This is a genomic window from Paraburkholderia sp. J10-1 (assembly GCF_905220165.1).
Classification (GTDB): Bacteria; Pseudomonadota; Gammaproteobacteria; order Burkholderiales; family Burkholderiaceae; genus Paraburkholderia.
In genome coordinates this window covers 107043-124851 of sequence record NZ_CAJMYW010000015.1, presented here as the reverse complement: position 1 = coordinate 124851, position 17809 = coordinate 107043, and the positions used below count along the sequence as shown (strand labels likewise).

The following is a 17809-nucleotide window of genomic DNA, read 5'->3' as shown; positions in this document are numbered from 1 at the left end:
GGACAAGGCCGATCATGTCTGTTTGGCGAAATAATCGCCTCGAGTTTTCTGGATTGGACAAGCCACCCGAGGGCGCGGCCGCCTCGCTGCTCTGCGTGATGCCCGCGCCTGGAAATACGCTAAGTCGCGACATAAAATACAGGCCCAGTCAGTCCATTCACGTGGTGGCCGCGTATGAAACACGCTACGTTCCCCGTGCTGATCGTTCTGGCTTCGGTCCCGGCCGCATGGGCCATGGGCCTCGCCTCGGCAAACGAAAACACGGTTCTCCCCTCTCCCCAGAGTGCGGCGCCTGCCACGCTGTATTGGCCGCCCGCCTCGCCCTCGTCTATCCCGCCAGGCATTTCGCGCGCCGCGTTGCATACGGGGCCGCAGAAAGAAGGCAAGTCATATTTCGAAGCGCTGCCGGCCGGCGACGAACAGCTCGACGATCAAGGCGCCCCCCTGCGCGGCGATCGTTTCCACTGGCAGCAGCCGTAGCGTTCACGCGATGTGCGGCGATCTACGTGCAATAGTCAGTGATCCTGATTATTAATGGCGGCCACTGGAATGGACTGGCGGCGCCGTGCCCCGCACACAATGCGCGCCGCATAGCAGACCCGATGGTGTGCTTGCGCCCTGGCCACGTTCGAACCGGCCACCGCGAGTTCCGTGACATGATCGGCGCGTCCTGCAACTGGAACGCCATCATGTCCCGTCCGCTTCGTTCGCATTTGCGCCTGAAAGCCTGCGTGTTTGCCGCTTCGCTCGCCCTGCTGGCTGCTCCGTTCGTCATCGATCCCGCGCAAGCCTGCACGCGCGCGCTCTATGTGGGCGATAGCGGTCTCGTCATCACCGGGCGTTCGATGGACTGGTCCGAAGACATGCGCTCGAACCTTTGGGTCTTTCCGGCAGGCATCGAACGCGACGGCAACGCGGGCCCGCGCTCGCCGCACTGGCGCTCGAAATATGGCAGCGTGGTGGTGTCGGGATACGACATCGGCAGTGTGGACGGCATGAATGAGCGCGGCCTCGTGGCCAATGCGCTCTATCTCGCGGAAACCGATTACGGCAAGCCCGACTCGGGGCACCCGCCGCTTGCCATCAGCCTGTGGGCGCAATACGTGCTCGACAATTTCGCCACGGTTGGAGAGGCCGTGGACGCGTTAGGCCGCGAGCCGTTCCAGATCATTGCGCCACCGCTTCCCGACGGCAAGCCGATCTCGATCCACCTCTCGCTTTCGGATTCGCAAGGCGACTCGGCCATTCTCGAATATATCGACGGCAAGCTCGTGATCATGCACGACAAGGCGTACAAGGTCATGACGAACTCGCCGATCTACCCCGAACAACTCGCGCTCGACACGTACTGGAAAGGCGTAGGCGGCCTCGCCTTTCTGCCCGGCACGAATCGCGCAGCCGACCGCTTCGTACGCACCTCATTTCTGCTCGATGCGATTCCCAAGAAGCCCGACCCTGCCTATATGGCCGGTGTGCCGCAGCAAAACCCCGCTTATCAGGCCGTGGCGAGCGTGATGAGCCTCATGCGCTCCGTGAGCGTGCCGCTTGGCATCACCACGCCCAACATGCCGAATCTTTCGTCGACGATCTGGCGCACCGTGGCGGACCAGACGGACCGCGTTTATTACTTCGATTCCGCCACACGCCCCGACACCTTCTGGATCTCGCTGAGCAAGCTCGACCTCAAACCCGGCGCGCCGGTGATGAAGCTCACCATCGATTCCGGCCAGGTGTACTCAGGCGAGGTGTCGGGCAAATTCGTCGCGACGCCGTCGTTCAAGTTCATGCCCGCGTCCGCGCAGTGATCACTGCGCGGGCAGCCACGCTCATTTCGCGAACAACTGGCCGATATCCTTGAACGCCTTGAATTCGAGCGCATTGCCGCACGGGTCGAGCAAGAACATCGTGGCCTGCTCGCCCACCTGCCCCTTGAAGCGCACGTAAGGTTCGATCACGAACTTCACGCCGAACGTCTTGAGGCGCTCGGCCAGCGCCTCCCAGTCGCCCCAGCTCAGCACCACGCCGAAATGCGGCACGGGCACGTCGTGGCCGTCCACGGGGTTCGTGTGCGCATGATCCTGCGAGGCCGTTTTCGGATGCTCGTGAATCACGAGCTGATGGCCGAAGAAGTCGAAGTCGACCCATTGCGCGCTGGAGCGCCCCTCCGCAAGACCGAATACGCGGCCGTAGAAGTCGCGCGCGGCTGCAAGGTCATAAACGGGAATGGCGAGGTGAAAGGGGGAAAGGGACATGCGTGTCTCCACTGTCTTCGAAGGCAATCCTGTCATGGTAGACAGACCGAAGCAAAAAAAAAATCAATATATAATTTTCTGATTCACAAATATTATTGATGCATGATACGCGAACTCAGAACCCTCGTTGCCGTGGCGAGAGAAGGCACGTTCGCCGCCGCGGGACAAAAGATCGGCTTGACGCAGGCCGCCGTGAGCGCGCAAATCCAGCGCCTCGAGGCGGAGCTGGGCTTCGCGCTGTTCGACCGCGAGGGGCGCGCGGCGCGCCTGAACGCAATGGGCCAGCACATTCTTGCCCAGGCGCAGGAGGTCATCCGGCTCTATGAAAGCCTGAGTTCGAGCGCAGCCGGCCCCGCGGCGACCGGGCGCGTCACGCTCGGCGCGATCGCTTCCGTGCAGCGTGCGCTCGTGCCCGAGGCGCTGGCCGAATTCCACCGCCGTTGTGCCGGCTGCCGCACGCGTGTGATTCCGGGCGTTTCGATGGAGCTGCACAATCTCGTGGATGCAGGCGAAATCGACATGGCGGCCATCATCCGGCCACCCTTCGCACTGCAAAGCGATTTGCGCTGGACCACGCTCGCGCGCGAGCCGTTCCGGCTCATCGTGCCGCGCCACGTGAAAGGCCATGACTGTGCCGAACTGCTGGCTACGCAACCCTTCATCCGCTACGACCGCGCGTCTTTCGGCGGACGTCAGGTGGACCGCTTCCTGCGTCGCATGCACTACACCGTGCAGGACCTGAGCGAACTCGACGAACTCGAGGCCATCGTCGGGCTCGTTGCGAACGGCGTGGGCGTTGCGCTGGTGCCGCAGACATCGGCATGGCGGCGCTGGCCCGCCAAAGTGCGCGCGATCGATCTCGGGCAGCACACGTTCCACCGCGATGTCGGCCTCGTGCATCGCGCGCCGGGCACGCTCAGCGAGCCTGCGCGTCTGCTGATCCAGCTGCTCGAATCCCGCGCCCAGGAACAGCAGACGGACGCGGAGCCATGAACACAGTCGATTAAACCAAATTAGGCGAAAAATACATTAAAAATAACTGGACGAAAATCAATACGATTGCACAAATCACTAGACCGTGCCGTCCAACCCACAGGAACGCCTATGCCGCGCCCCATCGCCGCCCGCATTCACCCCGACGCCATCCGCCACAACCTGCAGCTTGCGAAGCAGCTCGCTGCCGGCTCGCGCGCCTTCGCCGTCATCAAGGCCAATGCGTACGGGCACGGCATCGAGCGGATCTATCCGGCGCTCGCGGGCGCCGACGGCATCGCGCTGCTCGACCTCGATGAAGCGGTGCGCGTGCGCGAACTGGGCTGGACCAAACCGCTGCTGCTGCTCGAAGGCGTGTTCGAGCCCGCCGACGTGGAGCTAGCCGTCGCGCACCGGCTCACCGTGGCCGTGCATTGCGACGAACAGCTCGATCTGCTCGCGGCGGCAAAGCCGCAGCGCCCCATCGACATTCAGCTGAAGATGAACTCGGGCATGAACCGCCTGGGCTTTCGCCCGCATGCGTATCGCGCGGCGTGGGAGCGCGCGCGCGCCATCCCGTCGATCGGCGCAATCGGCCTCATGACGCACTTCGCGAACGCCGACGACGGCCAGGTCGACTGGCAGCTCGACACGTTCGACGCTGTCGTGCGCGACATTCCCGGCGAGCAGTCGGTGTCGAATTCGGCAGGCGTGCTCTGGCACCCGCGCGCGCACCGCGACTGGGTGCGCCCGGGCACGATCCTGTATGGCGCGTCGCCCACGGGCGTGGCGCGGCACGTGGAAGGCTTCGGCCTGCGCTCGGCCATGACGCTCACGAGCCGCATCATCGGCGTGCAAACGCTCGCGCCGCAGGAAACCATCGGCTATGGCCGCACCTTCGCGGTCGACCGGCCCATGCGCATTGGCGTCGTGGCGTGCGGCTATGCGGACGGCTATCCGCGCCACGCGCCCACCGGCACGCCGATCGCTGTGGACGGCGTGCGCACGCGCGTAGTGGGCCGCGTGTCGATGGACATGCTCACCGTCGATCTCACGCCGTGCCCGCAGGCGGGCATCGGTTCGAGCGTCGAGCTGTGGGGCGATCAGGTGCGCGTGGACGAAGTGGCCGAGGCGTCGGGCACGATCGGCTATGAGCTGATGTGCGCGATCGCGCGGCGCGTGCCGGTGATCGTGACCGATGGCGCGCAGACACCCACCACCGCACAAGCACAAGGCGAGTACGTAGCTGCCTGAGCACGAGTCTGACCGCGCTGAAAGCCTCCTGACGAAATTTCGTCAAACTTCCGGTTGAGCCCCGGCCTTGCGTCACCTATTTTTGTGTTGACACGCGCAGCGCATCGCACGCCGCGCGTGGCCAACACATCAAGGAGACGCTCGTGGCCGACCAGGAGACTCAAGCCTACGCGCCGCATCACGCGGACTACCGCCTCATAGGCGGCGCAGGCGAACGCGCGCGCGCAGCGGGCCTCGTCAACGCGGACTGGTACCGGTGCGCCGTGCCGCGCCCCGTGATGAAGCAGCTGATGCAGCGCAGCGACGCACGCGCCATCCGCGACACCGCGATCTGGTACGCGGCCATCGTCGCGAGCGGCGTGCTCGCCGGTTTCCTCTGGCACGCGCATTCATGGTGGGCCCTGCCCGCGTTCCTGCTGTACGGCACGCTCTATTGCAGTCCGGCCGATTCGCGCTGGCACGAGTCGGGTCACGGCACCGCCTTCAAAACGCGCTGGATGAACGACGTGCTCTATCAGATCGCGTCATTCCAGGTGTTTCGCTGCGCGACGATCTGGCGATGGAGCCACGCGCGCCATCACACCGACACGCTCGTCGTGGGCCGCGATCCCGAGATCGCCGCGCCACGCCCCACCGACTGGCTTTCGCTCGCGCTGAACATCTTCGCGCTCAAGCACGTATCGCGTGAACTGCCGCGCATGATCCGCGCCGCTTGCGCACGCCTGGGCGCGGAAGAACAAAGCTTCGTGCCCGCCTCAGAATGGCCCAAGGCCATTCGCGAAGCGCGCCTGAGCCTGCTCGTGTACGCGATCGTGATTGGCGCGTGCATCGGCTTTCGCACGATCCTGCCGCTGCTGTATATCGGCCTGCCGAGCCTCTACGGCGCGTGGCTCTATCTCTACTTCGGCCTCACGCAGCACGCGGGCATGCCCGAGAACGTGCTCGACCACCGGCGCAATTGCCGCACGGTGATGATGAATCCCGTGTTCCGCTTTCTCTACTGGAACATGAACTATCACGTCGAGCATCACATGTTTCCGATGATTCCTTTTCACGCGCTGCCGCGCCTGCACGAAGTCGTGAAAATGGATATGCCGCCGCCCTACCGCAGCAGCCTGGCCGCCTATGCGGAAATCATTCCCGCGCTCGTGCGGCAAACACGCGATCCCTCATATCACGTGGCGCGCCCGGTGCCGGGCCACGCCGAAGCTTGACAACCAGTTGCCAGCGCAACCATTCATAAAGACCGGAGACACCCCATGACCCAATGGATCGACGCAGCCGCACTCGACGATATCGAAGACGAAGACGTCATGCGCTTCGACCACGGCGGACGCACCTTTGCCATCTATCGCGTGGAAGACGAGGTCTACGCGAGCGACGGCCTCTGCACGCACGAACATGTCCACCTGAGTGACGGCCTCGTCATGGGCCATGTGATCGAATGTCCGAAGCACAATGGCCGCTTCGACGTGCGCGACGGCAAACCGCTTTGCGCACCGGTATGCGAAAAGCTCGCAACGTATCCGGCGAAAGTAGAAGGCGGACGGATTTATATTGAAGTGTGATGCAGAGAAACTTTCCGCGAAGCAAGCTATAAAAGCCGCGCAAACGTTAGCGCGCCACTCGCCGATCATTATGGTGTATTAAACAAGCCAACTTGAGCGCTTACTCGGTCCCATGTAACGAGAATGACATAAATAGCCATTAGCGTGCTGATTCTCCATATTAATCGGAATGGATAGTCATGCACCCCGCGCTCGCGCAATTTCGTCGTCCGGGACTTCCCGTGGGCCCGCGCAGCGCCGGAGAACTGGCTCTGGAAGTGCCGGCCATCGACGCTTCGGATTCGAACTCTCTCGTCATGGAGATTTTCTATTCGAGGCGCGACATGGCGAGTCTCGCGGTGATCGAAAACGATCGCCCTGTCGGCCTCATCAACCGCGATATCTTCCTGTCGCAAATGAGCAAGCCGTTTCATCGCGAGCTATACGACAAGAAGAGCTGCATCGCGTTCATGGACAAGGAGCCCTTGATCGTCGATGTGGGCATGAGCATCGAAGCGCTCACGTTCAAAACCGTTGAAGTCGGCGAAAAGGCGCTCGTGGACGGTTTCATCGTGACGCGCGAAGGCCGCTTCGTTGGCGTGGGCAATGGCTTGCGCCTGCTCTCCGTCGTGGCGGAAATGCAGGCCGAAAAGAATCGTCAGATCATGCAGAGCATCGAGTATGCGAGCGTGATCCAGCAAGCCATGCTGCGCGCCTCGCGCGAAACGCTCGCAACCATGCTGCCCGATGCCGCGCTCCTCTGGGAGCCGCGCGATGTCGTGGGCGGCGACTTCTACCATTTCGCGGCGTTCGCCGACGGCTGGTTCGGCGCAGTGGCCGATTGCACGGGCCATGGCGTGCCCGGCGCATTCATGACCTTGCTCGCTTCGGCTTCGCTTTCGCAGGCGCTCGAACAGATCGGACCGCGCAACCCTTGCGCGTTGCTCGCGGCCGTCAATCGCAACGTGAAGGGACTGCTCGGGCAAATCAACGGCGCAGGCGACGCACCGCAGTCCAACGACGGCCTGGACGCCGCCTTCTTCTGGTTCGACGCCGCCAGCCAGGTGCTGCACTTTGCCGGTGCGCGCGTCGCGCTGCATGTGCTGCGACCGGACGCCGCCGAATTCGAAAGCATCGCAGGCGACCGCATGGGCGTGGGCTATGTGGACAGTCTCGCCGACTACACCTGGACACAGCACACCGTTGCCGCGCCGCGCGGCAGCCTGCTGTTCGTTTCCACGGATGGCCTGACCGACCAGATTGGCGGCCCGCGTAACATCGCCTTCGGAAAACGCCGGACGCTCGACCGGGTTCTCGCCGAACGCGAGCACGCTTCTTCTTTCATCTGCGCGCGCCTGCTCGAGACTTTCGCCGATTGGCAAGGTTCACAGGCGCGCCGCGACGACGTCACGCTTTTCTTCGCACGAGTCTGAGGTAGTTCACCAATATGTCTGCAATTCTGGATCAAAACTGCTGCTTCTTCGAAATCGCACAGAAGCGCAATTTGCTCTTCTATCACAAGGGGTATTTTTCGCACAGCATCGTCGCGGCGATGAGCGAAGTCGTGAAGCTGCAACTGGAAGTGGCAGGACTGAGCACGTCCACGCGCAGAAGGATCTTTTCGTCGTTCATCGAGCTTTCGCACAATATCGTGCACTACTCGTGCGACGCGCTCTCCGAAGATCGAGGCCAGGGCGGAGCGATTCGCGAAGGCGCGATGTGCATTTCCGCTGAAGGCGAGCGCCACCTCATGGTGTGCGTGAACCCCATCGCCACGGCAGCCGTGGATGATTTGCGCGAGAAGCTGGAGCCGCTGCGCAACATGTCGATCGAAGAGATCAAGCAGGCCTACAAGATGTCGCTGCGCGCCGAAACGCCTGCCGACAGCAAAGGCGCGGGACTGGGTTTTCTGACGATGGCGCGCGACGCCAGTGCGCCGCTCGAATTCGCGTTTCATCCACGCGAAGACGATACGGACACCACACTGTTTTGCCTCAAGACCATCATCTGACCAGGGCACGCGTACAAAATGGATAACCTTTTTATCGCCGCCACGGCAACGTCGCCGGAAATCGATTTCCGCTTCGACGAAAACGTGCTGTCACTGCGGGGCGAGTCGTATCCCGAGCACGCGGCCGCGTTCTATACGCCGATCATCGAGCGGCTCAACCTGTGGCTCAAAGGTTGCGAAGGCGCCGCGATCACGGTCGAGGTGACGCTCACCTACTTCAACAGTTCGAGCACGAAAATGCTGTTCAGCGTGTTCGATGCGCTGGATCGCGCGGCGGCGGCAGGCAACGCGGTGCAGGTGAACTGGTATCGCGACGAAGAAGACGAAACGATCCTCGAATTCGGCGAGGAACTGCAAACCGACTTCACGGCAATCAAGTTCAATGACTGCCCGGTTGCGACCTGAGAATGCTTTGAGGACGATGCGCGTGGAAACGACTGCCTTGCGGGACACATTGAAGGATCATTATCTCGACCTGTTCCGCAGCGAAAGCGAGGCACTGGAGCGGGCCCGGGCGATTGCCGAGGTCGCGGATTCGCCCGCGCAAAGTCATCGCGAAGCGCTAGTCGAACTCATCCAGCATTACGAACGCCTGATGCGCGAAACGCGCCGCCTGATCGGGCGCAGCGATCGCGCCGAGCGCGAAATGCAGGCGCTCACGCAGCAACTGCAATATCGCGCGACGCACGACGCGCTGACCGGCGTATTGAATCGCAGCGCTGTGATCGAACGCACGGTGAAGGCGCTGCGCGCGAACCGGGCCGTGATGATCCTGCTCGACATCGACGACTTCAAGAAGGTCAACGACGACTTTGGCCATCCGGCCGGCGACAGCGTGATCTCGGGCATCGTGAACTGCCTGCGGCGCATTCTCGGCGAAACCGGCATTATCGGCCGCGTGGGCGGCGAGGAATTCACCGTCGTCCTGCCGGGTTTCGACATTGCCGATGCCCTGCAACTCGCCGAGCGCATGCGCGCGGCCATTGCGAGTCACGCGTTCCCTGCGCCGGTGTGCCGCCCCATCACGGCAAGTTTCGGCGTGAGCGACAATCCGGCCGGCACCGATTTCGACACCGCTTACGGACTCGCGGATTCCGCGCTGTACACCGCCAAGCGCGGCGGCCGAAACTGCGTGACATTCGAAGGGCAAATCGCCTCAGCAGGTTGAAACGCGGCGGCCTGGTGCCTTTAGTGCCGTTGCCGCGCAGCGCGTGCCTTTTCCTAACGCCACACTACAATGGTGCGGAGAAACTCGCGACGCGTATGAAGAATGCTGGTCACGACATCGCGCGTCGGTAGAGCAGAACAGCGCCAAAACAGCGAGGCGATCGATGACAGCGAAGCGGCCGGCACGCCTGGCATTGCCCGGGCAAGTCGTACTCGTGTTGCAGGGCGGCGGCGCGTTGGGCGCCTATCAACTCGGCGTCTATGAGGCGATGCACAAAGCCGGCATCCAGGTGGACTGGGTGATCGGCACGTCCATTGGCGCGATCAACGCGGCGTTGATCGCCGGAAACGCGCCGGAGCGCCGCTTCGAGCGTCTCGAGGAATTCTGGCAACGCGTCACCGACCGCACGCGCCTCGACATGGCAGCGTGGCCCGGTTTGGGGCCTGGCTGGGACAGGACGTTTGCAAAACTAATGATCATCGGCGGCGGCATTGCCGGGTTCTTTCAACCCAACCCGGCGTCGTGGTTCGGGCCGCTCGCGCGCCTGGGCGTGGATCGCGCGTCCTACTACGAGATCGCACCGCTGCGCGACACGCTCGTTTCTCTCGTCGACTTCGAACGGCTCAACTCGGGGCACCCGCGCCTCACGGTCGGCGCGGTGAACGCACGAACGGGCGCGATGCACTATTTCGATTCGCGCGACCAGCACCTGAATGTCGAACACATCATGAGTTCGGGCGCGCTGCCGCCCGCGTTCCCTGCGGTGCGCATCGACGGCGAGCCGTACTGGGACGGCGGCATCTATTCGAACACGCCGGTCGAGGTCGTGCTCGACGATAAGCCGCGCAGCAGCTCGGTCATTTTCTCGGTGCAAGTGTGGAATCCGGCGGGCCCGGAACCGGAAAGCATCTGGCAGATTGCGGAGCGGCAGAAAGACATTCAGTACGCAAGCCGCACCGAAAGCCATATCGCGCGCCAGCAGCAGATTCACCGCTTGCGCCATGTGATTCGCGAACTGGCGAAGCGCGTGCCCGAAGCCGAGCGCAACACCGCCGACGTTCGGCAGTTGGCTGCCTGGGGCTGCGAAACGACCATGCGGCTCATCAAGCTCGCGGCGCCGCGGCTCGATGGCGACGACCAGTTGAAGGACATCGACTTCACGCCGGCCGGTATTGCCGCGCGCCGGCGCGCTGGCTACGAAGCCGCCATGCGCGCGATCGAAGCAAGACCGTGGGAGGCGCCGATGGATCCCATAGAAGGCCTAAGCGTCTACAGCGCCGACGCAGAATAAAAGAAAGCGATAGGCCGTGAAGGCCCTATCGCCCCACTCGGACCGCAGTGGAAAAAAGCCGGCGGGTGGAGCCGCCGGCCGAGTAGATCGATTACGTCGTTCCGTGCACGACTGCGGCGAGCAGCGATTTGAGTTTGGTCGTGCTGTCGGCAAGACGCTCGGGTTCGATCCGCACACGGCGTGCAATGAGTTCCTGCGCAATGCGCACGTCACGGGCGATTTCTCCCGTTTGCCCCACGCCGCTCGCGCCCACCAGCCAGCCCGCGTCGTCGAACGCGAAAAAGACCTTCGATGCCGGCCCCGTTTCACGCACAGCCCGGGTCGAGCCGAACCCGGGCAAGCCTGCAATCTGGATCGTCGTGTCGTATTGATCGGACCAGAACCACGGCACGGCGCTGTATGCCTCGTCGTGGCCGAGCATGTTGAGCGCTGCCACGCGCGCCTGATCTTCCGCGTTGCGCCAGCATTCAAGGCGAATGCGACGCCCGTACAGCGGATGCACGAACGAGCACACGTCGCCCGCTGCGTAGATATGCGAGTCGCTCGTACGCAGCATGGGATCGACGGCAATGCCGTTGTCGATCGCGAGGCCTGCTTCCTGCGCCAGCGCCACGCGCGGCGCCACGCCAATGCCGACCACGGCTGCGTCGCAAGGCACGACAGTGCCATCGCCGAGCACGACGCCATTGACGCGCCCTTCGCCCTCGAAGCGCCGCACCTGCACGTCAAAACGCACGTCCACGCCTCGTTCGCGATGCAGGTCCACGAGGCACTGCGCCACCTCCGCGGGCACCGCGCGCATCAACGCGCGCGGCGCCGCTTCAAACACGGTGACTTCGCAACCGCGCTGTCTGGCCGAAGCCGCGACTTCAAGTCCGATGAAGCCCGCGCCAATCACCGCAATGCGCCGTCCGGACCCAAGCTCGGCTGCGATGGCGAGCGCGTCGCCGGCATTGCGCAACACATGCACGCCCGCGAGGTCTGCGCCGGGCACGCTCATGCGGCGAGGCTCCGCGCCGGTCGCGATCAGCAGGCGATGGTAGGAAAGCGTTTCGCCATGCGCGAGCGTAACCGTCTGCGCGGCGCAGTCGATCGCGCGCGCGGCGCAGCCGCTGCGCAGATCGACGCGCTGCTCGCGATAAAACGTCTCGCGATGTATCGCGCCCTGCTCCGGCGTGCGCTCGCCCACCAGCACCGCCTTCGAAAGCGGCGGCCGCTCGTACGGTTGTGCGGATTCATCGGCGATCAGCGTAATCGCGCCTTCCCAGCCGCCTTCGCGCAAAACTTGCACGGCACGTGCGCCGCACTGCCCGCCGCCGATCACCACCATGGCATCGTCCGCATTCATTTCGACTCCTTGCGCGCTCAACGATACTGCCCCGCGAGCGCAGACACCTGCTGGATATTCTGCGGCGTGATGAAGCCCGGCCCGGAGCTGATATTGCGCGCCTCATACACGGGCTTGAGCCCATAGTCCTTCAGGCGCTGCTGGAATTTCGGGTTCTGCTCGAGCACGGTGCGCGCCTGCAGCACGTCGTTGCTGTGGTTCTGGTGCATGATCGCCAGCAGCGCAACCGGGATATAACCCTGCAAATACGGCTGCTGATCGGTGCAGAACTTGATCGTGCCGTCCTTGATGCCCTTTGCGACGTCCGTGTCGATATCGAAGGTCGCAAACCAGATCTTGCCCGCAAGGCCGAGACTCTTCACCGCGCGTATCGTCGGGTCGGCCGAGGTCGGGCCGAGCGTGAGCACGGCCTGCGTGTTCGGGTGGTTGCGCAGATACGCGCTCACCTTCGATTCTATGCCTGTGGGGTCCGTGCCTGCATCGAGCACCGAAGTTTTCATGTTTGCGCCGATCGCGTCGGCAAAGCCTCGGCAGCGTTCGAACGAGAGCGGGTTCGTCGCGTAGTGGTTCACGCACAGGAAGGTCTTCACGCCGTCTGCTTTCGCGCGCAGCCCCGCTTCCTTGCCGGCGAGATATTCGGGCTGGCCCACGTGCATGAGCGCGCCAAGCTCTGCGCTCTGCTGCTCCGTGCCCGTATTCGCGGTGATAAAGGGAATGTTCTTCGACTTCAGGCGCGACACGGCGCCCTTGAGCAGATCGAAATCCGCTATGGTCGTGACCACGCCGTCGTAATTGCGCGCCGCCGCCTGATTCACGAGCTGCACCATATCGGCGATATCGCCATTGGGCGGATTACGGTAGTCGGTCTGAACATTGAAGTCATCATCGGCCTGCTTGATGCCGTTCTTGACGGTGTTCCACCATGCGTCCGAATCGGGCGCGTGCGAAATGAAGTCGAAATGGGCGACGGGGTCCGCGTGCGCCGCTGGGCTCAGCGCGAGTGCAAACAGCGTAGCCGCCAGCGGCAACACCTTCAGGAAAGGAACATTCACGGCTGTCTCCTAAGTTTCGTCGTTATCGTGCTGAATCATCGATTCGCATGCCGAATCATTCTGCGGCGAGTCCGAGATAAATCGTGCCGCCCTCGACCTTCACCGGATGTGTTGCGAGATTCACGCAGACCGGCGCTCCCTTGGCCGCGCCCGAGGGAATATGGAAGCGCCCCATATGCATCGGACATTCGATGATGTCGCCGAACACGAGACCTTGCGAGAGACGCGCCGTTTCGTGCGTGCAGACCCCTGCGGAAGCGTAATAACCCGTGGGCGTGTGATAGATCGCGTAAAGCTCGCCTTCGTGCTCGAACTCCATCACGTCCTCTTCTTCGAGTTCGTCGCTCGCGCACACTTCGTGCCATTGAAGAATGTTCATCGTCGTCTCCACCATCTGTTAGCGGGTAACCGAGCGTCATTGCGTATCGGCGGCAAAAGCCTTTGAAACCGCGTCCTCACGCATCACGCCCGCCGTCTTGCCGGGCACCTGCGGCGTGATCATGTAGTCCGGATCGTGGCGCTGCATGCGCAATACGTGCAGGATCTCGGCCCAAGCATCGAACACACCGTCATAGGCGGGCGGCAAGTCAGCCTCGATCGCCTTGCGCAATTTAGGCAGCGCATGAAACGGCACGTTGGGGAACATATGGTGTTCGACGTGATAGTTCATGTTCCAGTAGAGGAACTGCAGCACGGGGTTCAACCGCAGCGTGCGGGTGGAAAAGCGGTGATCGAGTTCGTTCTCGCGCAGCCCGGTGTGCTGCGTAATGGCCAGCAGTTCATGCAACCAGGCGCCGTATGCGCGAGGCAAAAGCAGGAACACCACCGGCAGCCCGCTATGCGCAACAAAAGCCCACACGCCAACGCCCACGTAGAGCGCGAGCATGACCCGCGAATTGCGGCGCATCGCCCGATATTCGACCACGGGCACCACGGCCTTCGCGCTCCTCGTGACGATGCCGAGGCTGTGCAACACGATGTTGCCGAGATGATGGATGCCGTGCGAAATACGCAGGAAATCGGTGGCGAGCTTGAGGTAATTGGGCGGGCGCTTGACGGCAATTTCAGCGTCGGCGGGCACCGTGGCCGTGAGGTGCGTATAGGTGTGATGCTGCGCATGCGACCAGCGGCTATAGATCTGCTCGCGCCACGTCATGAAGCAGATGACCCAGTGCACACTCTCGTTGAGCCACTCGCTCCTGAACGGCGTGCGATGACGCAACTCGTGTTCCATCGCCTCGGCGAACGCGTAGAACGTGCCGTAAAGCAGCAAGGCCGGAATGCACCAGAGCGTACCCAAGGAAAACCAGGCGAGCGCGCCGGTGGCGAGCACGAGCGCCATGAAGCCGCCGAAATACATCAGGGCAACCCTGTCGTTGCGCCGCGTGACCTCCTTGAGCACCTTGCGGTCCAGCGGACAACGGTACCAGTCGTCCATCGTGATGACCTGTGGCGAGCCTTGCTGTGCGGACATGAATCGAACTCCCGTGCATGACGTTGAACGCTGATGAGCCGCTTTGAATTCGCTCATCGTTGAGGCGAATTACAGGCTCTAAATGAGCCATCGTCAAAGGCTAAAGTGACTCATTTTGAGCATTAAAGGGTTTTCACCTAACACGTTGACGCGTGAAAACGTTCTCCACGTGGAGATAGAATTCAAATATTCGCATTTGATGACTCATTTTGAGGCAAAATGCGGTCATGCTCACCCGCCGCGGAGATCCGATGAAAAACCGCCCCACGCTGAAGCAGTTGATGGAACTCACGCAACTGAGCCGCGCGACCATCGACCGGGCGCTCAACGACCGGCCCGGCGTGCACCCGCGTACGCGCAGCGCTGTGGAAGCGGCACTCAGGCAACTGGGCGCGGGTGACGATCAGGCGTTGCCCGTGGCCTCGCGTGCAGGGCCCAATGCGCTGCGCGTGCGCCTGCTCCTGCAGGCCGGCGACGCGTTCACCGCAGAGCTCACGCGCACGGCAGCGAGCCTCGAAGCCGAGTTCGCCGCAGCGGGCGTCACGCTCGACGTGGTCAACTGCGTAGGCGCCAGCGACGAGGACGTCGCGCTGCGTGTGCGTGAAGCCGGGCAAGGGGCGGACGCCATCGGCATCATCTGCACGAACACGCCGCCCATTACGTCGGCGTTGCGCGCATGTATGGCGCGCGGCCTTGGCGTGGTGACGCTCATCACCGACGTCGACGCCGACGCGCGCCACACCTACGTGGGCGTGAACAACCGCGCCGCGGGCCAGTCGGCTGCGTTCCTCGTTGGCCGCCACCTGGAAGGGCGGCCCTCGCCTTCCGTGGCCGTTGTGGTCGCAACGTTCTCGTACACCTGTCACGAAGACCGCGAGATCGGCTTTCGCTCGCTGTTGCGCCAGCGCTTTCCCCACGTGAATGTCGTCGAAGTGATCAAGGGCGCCGACTCGGGCGCGGCGACCTACGAGGCCACGCGGCGCTGCATGGAAATGCACGGCGCGCTCGACGGCATCTACAACGTGGCGGGTGGCAACGAAGGACTCGCGGCGGCGCTGCGCGAGCGCGGACTTGCGGGCCGCACGCTCTATGTCACGCATGAGGTGAACGCCGTGACGGAGCCGCTGTTGCGCGCAGACGTGATCGACTATCTGCTCTCGCAAGATTTGCGTTTGCTGCTGCGCACAGCCGTCGAACAGATGCGCCAGGCGGTGGCGGGCGGCACGCCCCCTGCGCAGGCGCTCGTGCCAATCGAAACGTATTCGCGCTATTCGCTCCCCTGAAACAGCCGCACCGCGCACACTGCGCCGCCTGTTGCACGTCTTGTCCGTTTACGATACTTTATGCTCGTTTTTGCTCGATTAAAAAGGGCAAAAGCGAGCAAGCCGACACACAAACGGGAGCCGAACCCTATGCAACGAACTCGCCAGGCGGCCATTGAAAGCCTGCTCCCCGACGAGCGCGAGCGCCTGATCCTCGAAAAACTGCGCGCCGAGGGCCGCGTGCTGGCCGCCGAACTCGCCGCGCAACTCGACACCTCTGAGCACACGATCCGGCGCCATTTGCGCGATCTGGCCGAGGCGGGCCACTGCAAGCGCGTGTACGGCGGGGCGCTGCTCACCTCACCCTCCAACAAGCCCGCCTCCGTGCGCATGCGCGAGCAGTTGCCGGCCAAGGCGCGCCTTGCGCGCGCCGCCGCCGCGCTCGTCAAGCCCAACCAGGTGATTCTGCTCGACGCAGGCTCGACCAACGTCGAGATCGCGGCGGCGCTGCCCGAACATGCCGGCCTCACGGTCATCACGACTTCGCCGCAGGCCTGCGTGCGCCTGCTCGAGCGCCCGGGCATTGAGGTCATCCTGATCGGCGGGCGCGTGAGCGCGCAGGCCGCGGGCGCGCTGGGAGCGGCGGCCCTCGTGCAAGTTCAGAGAATCAAGGCCGATCTCTGCTTTCTCGGCGCATGCGCGCTCGACCCTCAGGAAGGCGTCGCCGCATTCAATGCAGAGGATGCCGAAATGAAGCGCGCCATGGTCGCGGCAAGCGGCCAGATCGCGGCGGCGGTCACCACCGAAAAGCTGATGACGTCGGCGCCGTTCGTCATCGCGCCCTGTGCTTCGCTCGACTATCTGGTCGTCGATGCCGATGTGCCGAAACTCCATCTGAAGCAGCTAAAAGCCGCATGCGGCGACGTGACGGTGGCGCGATGAGACCGCTGCGCGAACGTTACGCCACCACCGCCGTCTTTCTGGCGAACGGATTCGGCATTGGCGCGTGGGCCGTCGAGGTGCCGCGCGTGAAGGACAAACTGCTCCTTGGCGACTCGCTGCTCGGCGTCGCGCTCTTCGCCTTCGCGCTGGGCGCGATCGTCGCCATGCCGCTTGCGGGGCGGCTCGCGCCGAAGTTCGGCAGCGGCCGCGCGACGGCCCTGCTCGGCGTGCTGTTCGTCGCCGCGTTCCCGCTACCCGCGCTCGCGCCCAATGCGCCGCTGCTGTGCGCCGCGTTGCTGCTGCTCGGCGCGCTCAATGGCGCACTCGACGTTTCCATGAACGGCCACGCCAGCGCTATCGAAAAAGTGTGGAGCGCACCGATCATGTCGTCGTTCCATGCTGCGTGGAGCGCGGGCGGTCTGGCGGGCGCGGCAGTGGGCACGGTGCTGCAGAAGGCAGGCTTCGGCGTCCTAAGCGGTCTCGCGCTGCCCGCTATTCCCATCGCCGTGCTGATCGTCGGCGCGGCGCTGTTCTCGCTGCGCGACGTGGGCACGCGCCCCAAGGCTGCGTCCGGCAGCGGCTTCGCGCTGCCGCAGGGGAGCGTCGTGAAGCTCGCCGCGCTGGCGTTCCTTTGCATGGTGACCGAGGGAGCTATCGCCGACTGGAGCGCCGTGTACCTGCGTTCTGCCTTGCCCGCTCATGCCGATAGCGCGGGCATTGGTTATACAGCGTTCGCGTTCGCCATGGCGGCCTGCCGCATGGTGGGCGACGCGTTCGTGCGGCGCCTCGGCGCGGTGCGCGTGGTCGCGCTGGGCGGCCTGCTCTCGGCTGCGGGACTCGCGGCTGTGCTCGCCGCGCCTGCGCTCGCTACGGCGGTTGTGGGGTTCATCTGCGTCGGCATTGGGCTCGCCAATGTGGTGCCGGTGATTTTCAGCGCCGCCGGGCGCACCACCGATCCGCCCGTTACCGGTGTTTCGATGGCGGCCACCGCCGGGTACGCGGGCTTTCTCGTGGGGCCGCCGATCATCGGCTTTGGCGCGGGGCTCGTCGGGTTGCAGCTAGCGCTTGGCGTGCTGGTGCTCGCTACGCTCGCGGTGTGCTTTGCGGGCAGCCGTGCGGTTCGCGATGTGGATATGTCGCGCGGCAAATCTGCAAAGCATGCGCAGATGAACAGCAATGCGCGTGACGCGGACCGCATTGAGGCGGAGTGACCTGCGCGCATCGAATTTCAGCACA

19 protein-coding genes are annotated in these 17809 nt (G+C 63.6%); 14 read left to right on the top strand and 5 right to left on the bottom strand.

From position 1 onward, the window contains the following. The first annotated feature begins 174 nt into the window (after window positions 1-174). Both U5A65_RS32610 and U5A65_RS32605 read left to right on the top strand, forming a co-directional pair. Entirely contained in the window at window positions 175-480 is a 306-nt protein-coding gene (locus U5A65_RS32610; protein WP_321914968.1) for a hypothetical protein, read from the top strand. A 209-nt stretch (window positions 481-689) separates the two neighbouring features. Further along, entirely contained in the window at window positions 690-1805 is a 1116-nt protein-coding gene (locus U5A65_RS32605) for a linear amide C-N hydrolase (protein WP_321948927.1), read from the top strand. A 21-nt stretch (window positions 1806-1826) separates the two neighbouring features. On the opposite strand, the gene U5A65_RS32600 is transcribed toward U5A65_RS32605, so the two are convergent. Further along, on the bottom strand, window positions 1827-2252 hold the full coding sequence (locus U5A65_RS32600) for a VOC family protein (protein ID WP_233888430.1): 426 nt from the start codon (window positions 2250-2252) through the stop codon (window positions 1827-1829). A gap of 102 nt (window positions 2253-2354) precedes the next feature. Between U5A65_RS32600 and U5A65_RS32595 the strand changes: the two genes are divergently transcribed. The 9 genes from U5A65_RS32595 (at window position 2355) to U5A65_RS32555 (ending at window position 10495) form a co-directional block, all read left to right on the top strand. Continuing rightward, window positions 2355-3245: a LysR family transcriptional regulator gene (locus U5A65_RS32595; protein WP_321948926.1), complete on the top strand. Its 891-nt coding sequence runs from the start codon at window positions 2355-2357 to the stop codon at window positions 3243-3245. A 111-nt stretch (window positions 3246-3356) separates the two neighbouring features. Further along, window positions 3357-4478, top strand: a complete 1122-nt coding sequence (alr, locus tag U5A65_RS32590; RefSeq protein ID WP_321948925.1) for an alanine racemase — start codon at window positions 3357-3359, stop codon at window positions 4476-4478. 143 nt (window positions 4479-4621) lie between these two features. After that, window positions 4622-5692 carry a fatty acid desaturase family protein gene (locus U5A65_RS32585; RefSeq protein WP_321948924.1) on the top strand — a complete coding sequence of 357 codons (1071 nt, stop codon included), beginning with the start codon at window positions 4622-4624 and terminating at the stop codon, window positions 5690-5692. A gap of 45 nt (window positions 5693-5737) precedes the next feature. Beyond that, window positions 5738-6046 carry a non-heme iron oxygenase ferredoxin subunit gene (locus U5A65_RS32580; RefSeq protein ID WP_321914973.1) on the top strand — a complete coding sequence of 103 codons (309 nt, stop codon included), beginning with the start codon at window positions 5738-5740 and terminating at the stop codon, window positions 6044-6046. A gap of 296 nt (window positions 6047-6342) precedes the next feature. Beyond that, the gene (locus U5A65_RS32575; protein WP_415766031.1) at window positions 6343-7458 is read left to right on the top strand and encodes a SpoIIE family protein phosphatase; all 1116 of its coding nucleotides are present in this window, start codon (window positions 6343-6345) and stop codon (window positions 7456-7458) included. Between the two features lie 14 nt (window positions 7459-7472). Beyond that, window positions 7473-8036 (top strand): SiaB family protein kinase, encoded by a 564-nt coding sequence (locus tag U5A65_RS32570; RefSeq protein ID WP_321914976.1) that lies wholly within the window; start codon window positions 7473-7475, stop codon window positions 8034-8036. Between the two features lie 18 nt (window positions 8037-8054). Beyond that, window positions 8055-8441: a DUF1987 domain-containing protein gene (locus tag U5A65_RS32565; protein WP_321914977.1), complete on the top strand. Its 387-nt coding sequence runs from the start codon at window positions 8055-8057 to the stop codon at window positions 8439-8441. A gap of 22 nt (window positions 8442-8463) precedes the next feature. After that, on the top strand, window positions 8464-9204 hold the full coding sequence (locus U5A65_RS32560) for a GGDEF domain-containing protein (RefSeq protein ID WP_321948922.1): 741 nt from the start codon (window positions 8464-8466) through the stop codon (window positions 9202-9204). Window positions 9205-9367: 163 nt separating this feature from the next. Continuing rightward, on the top strand, window positions 9368-10495 hold the full coding sequence (locus tag U5A65_RS32555; RefSeq protein ID WP_321948921.1) for a patatin-like phospholipase family protein: 1128 nt from the start codon (window positions 9368-9370) through the stop codon (window positions 10493-10495). Window positions 10496-10586: 91 nt separating this feature from the next. Here the strand turns inward: U5A65_RS32555 and U5A65_RS32550 are convergent, their stop codons facing one another. The 4 genes from U5A65_RS32550 to U5A65_RS32535 are packed head-to-tail and all read right to left on the bottom strand — an operon-like array spanning window position 10587 to window position 14369. Continuing rightward, a complete protein-coding gene (locus U5A65_RS32550) occupies window positions 10587-11843 on the bottom strand; it encodes an NAD(P)/FAD-dependent oxidoreductase (protein WP_321948920.1) in 1257 nt (418 codons plus the stop codon). 17 nt (window positions 11844-11860) lie between these two features. Continuing rightward, window positions 11861-12895, bottom strand: a complete 1035-nt coding sequence (locus tag U5A65_RS32545) for a sugar ABC transporter substrate-binding protein (RefSeq protein ID WP_415766015.1) — start codon at window positions 12893-12895, stop codon at window positions 11861-11863. Between the two features lie 55 nt (window positions 12896-12950). Continuing rightward, a complete protein-coding gene (locus U5A65_RS32540) occupies window positions 12951-13274 on the bottom strand; it encodes a non-heme iron oxygenase ferredoxin subunit (protein WP_321914982.1) in 324 nt (107 codons plus the stop codon). A 36-nt stretch (window positions 13275-13310) separates the two neighbouring features. Further along, window positions 13311-14369, bottom strand: coding sequence for a fatty acid desaturase (locus U5A65_RS32535; RefSeq protein ID WP_321939160.1), 1059 nt, complete (start codon window positions 14367-14369; stop codon window positions 13311-13313). Window positions 14370-14620: 251 nt separating this feature from the next. Here U5A65_RS32535 and U5A65_RS32530 point away from each other — a divergent pair, with 251 nt between their 5' ends. The 3 genes from U5A65_RS32530 (at window position 14621) to U5A65_RS32520 (ending at window position 17784) form a co-directional block, all read left to right on the top strand. Further along, a complete protein-coding gene (locus U5A65_RS32530; RefSeq protein ID WP_321948919.1) occupies window positions 14621-15652 on the top strand; it encodes a LacI family DNA-binding transcriptional regulator in 1032 nt (343 codons plus the stop codon). Window positions 15653-15781: 129 nt separating this feature from the next. Further along, the gene (locus tag U5A65_RS32525) at window positions 15782-16573 is read left to right on the top strand and encodes a DeoR/GlpR family DNA-binding transcription regulator (protein ID WP_321948918.1); all 792 of its coding nucleotides are present in this window, start codon (window positions 15782-15784) and stop codon (window positions 16571-16573) included. After that, on the top strand, window positions 16570-17784 hold the full coding sequence (locus U5A65_RS32520; protein WP_321948917.1) for an MFS transporter: 1215 nt from the start codon (window positions 16570-16572) through the stop codon (window positions 17782-17784). The genes U5A65_RS32525 and U5A65_RS32520 overlap by 4 nt, the downstream gene beginning before the upstream one ends. Window positions 17785-17809: the final 25 nt, after the last annotated feature.

Bases quoted from the DNA above. Each gene is read 5' to 3' on its own strand.
- U5A65_RS32610 (WP_321914968.1), top strand. From the start codon at position 175: ATGAAACACGCTACGTTCCCCGTGCTGATCGTTCTGGCTTCGGTCCCG.
- U5A65_RS32605 (WP_321948927.1), top strand. From the start codon at position 690: ATGTCCCGTCCGCTTCGTTCGCATTTGCGCCTGAAAGCCTGCGTGTTT.
- U5A65_RS32600 (WP_233888430.1), bottom strand. From the start codon at position 2,252: ATGTCCCTTTCCCCCTTTCACCTCGCCATTCCCGTTTATGACCTTGCA.
- U5A65_RS32595 (WP_321948926.1), top strand. From the start codon at position 2,355: ATGATACGCGAACTCAGAACCCTCGTTGCCGTGGCGAGAGAAGGCACG.
- alr (WP_321948925.1), top strand. From the start codon at position 3,357: ATGCCGCGCCCCATCGCCGCCCGCATTCACCCCGACGCCATCCGCCAC.
- U5A65_RS32580 (WP_321914973.1), top strand. From the start codon at position 5,738: ATGACCCAATGGATCGACGCAGCCGCACTCGACGATATCGAAGACGAA.
- U5A65_RS32575 (WP_415766031.1), top strand. From the start codon at position 6,343: ATGGAGATTTTCTATTCGAGGCGCGACATGGCGAGTCTCGCGGTGATC.
- U5A65_RS32570 (WP_321914976.1), top strand. From the start codon at position 7,473: ATGTCTGCAATTCTGGATCAAAACTGCTGCTTCTTCGAAATCGCACAG.
- U5A65_RS32565 (WP_321914977.1), top strand. From the start codon at position 8,055: ATGGATAACCTTTTTATCGCCGCCACGGCAACGTCGCCGGAAATCGAT.
- U5A65_RS32555 (WP_321948921.1), top strand. From the start codon at position 9,368: ATGACAGCGAAGCGGCCGGCACGCCTGGCATTGCCCGGGCAAGTCGTA.
- U5A65_RS32550 (WP_321948920.1), bottom strand. From the start codon at position 11,843: ATGAATGCGGACGATGCCATGGTGGTGATCGGCGGCGGGCAGTGCGGC.
- U5A65_RS32540 (WP_321914982.1), bottom strand. From the start codon at position 13,274: ATGAACATTCTTCAATGGCACGAAGTGTGCGCGAGCGACGAACTCGAA.
- U5A65_RS32535 (WP_321939160.1), bottom strand. From the start codon at position 14,369: ATGTCCGCACAGCAAGGCTCGCCACAGGTCATCACGATGGACGACTGG.
- U5A65_RS32530 (WP_321948919.1), top strand. From the start codon at position 14,621: ATGAAAAACCGCCCCACGCTGAAGCAGTTGATGGAACTCACGCAACTG.
- U5A65_RS32525 (WP_321948918.1), top strand. From the start codon at position 15,782: ATGCAACGAACTCGCCAGGCGGCCATTGAAAGCCTGCTCCCCGACGAG.
- U5A65_RS32520 (WP_321948917.1), top strand. From the start codon at position 16,570: ATGAGACCGCTGCGCGAACGTTACGCCACCACCGCCGTCTTTCTGGCG.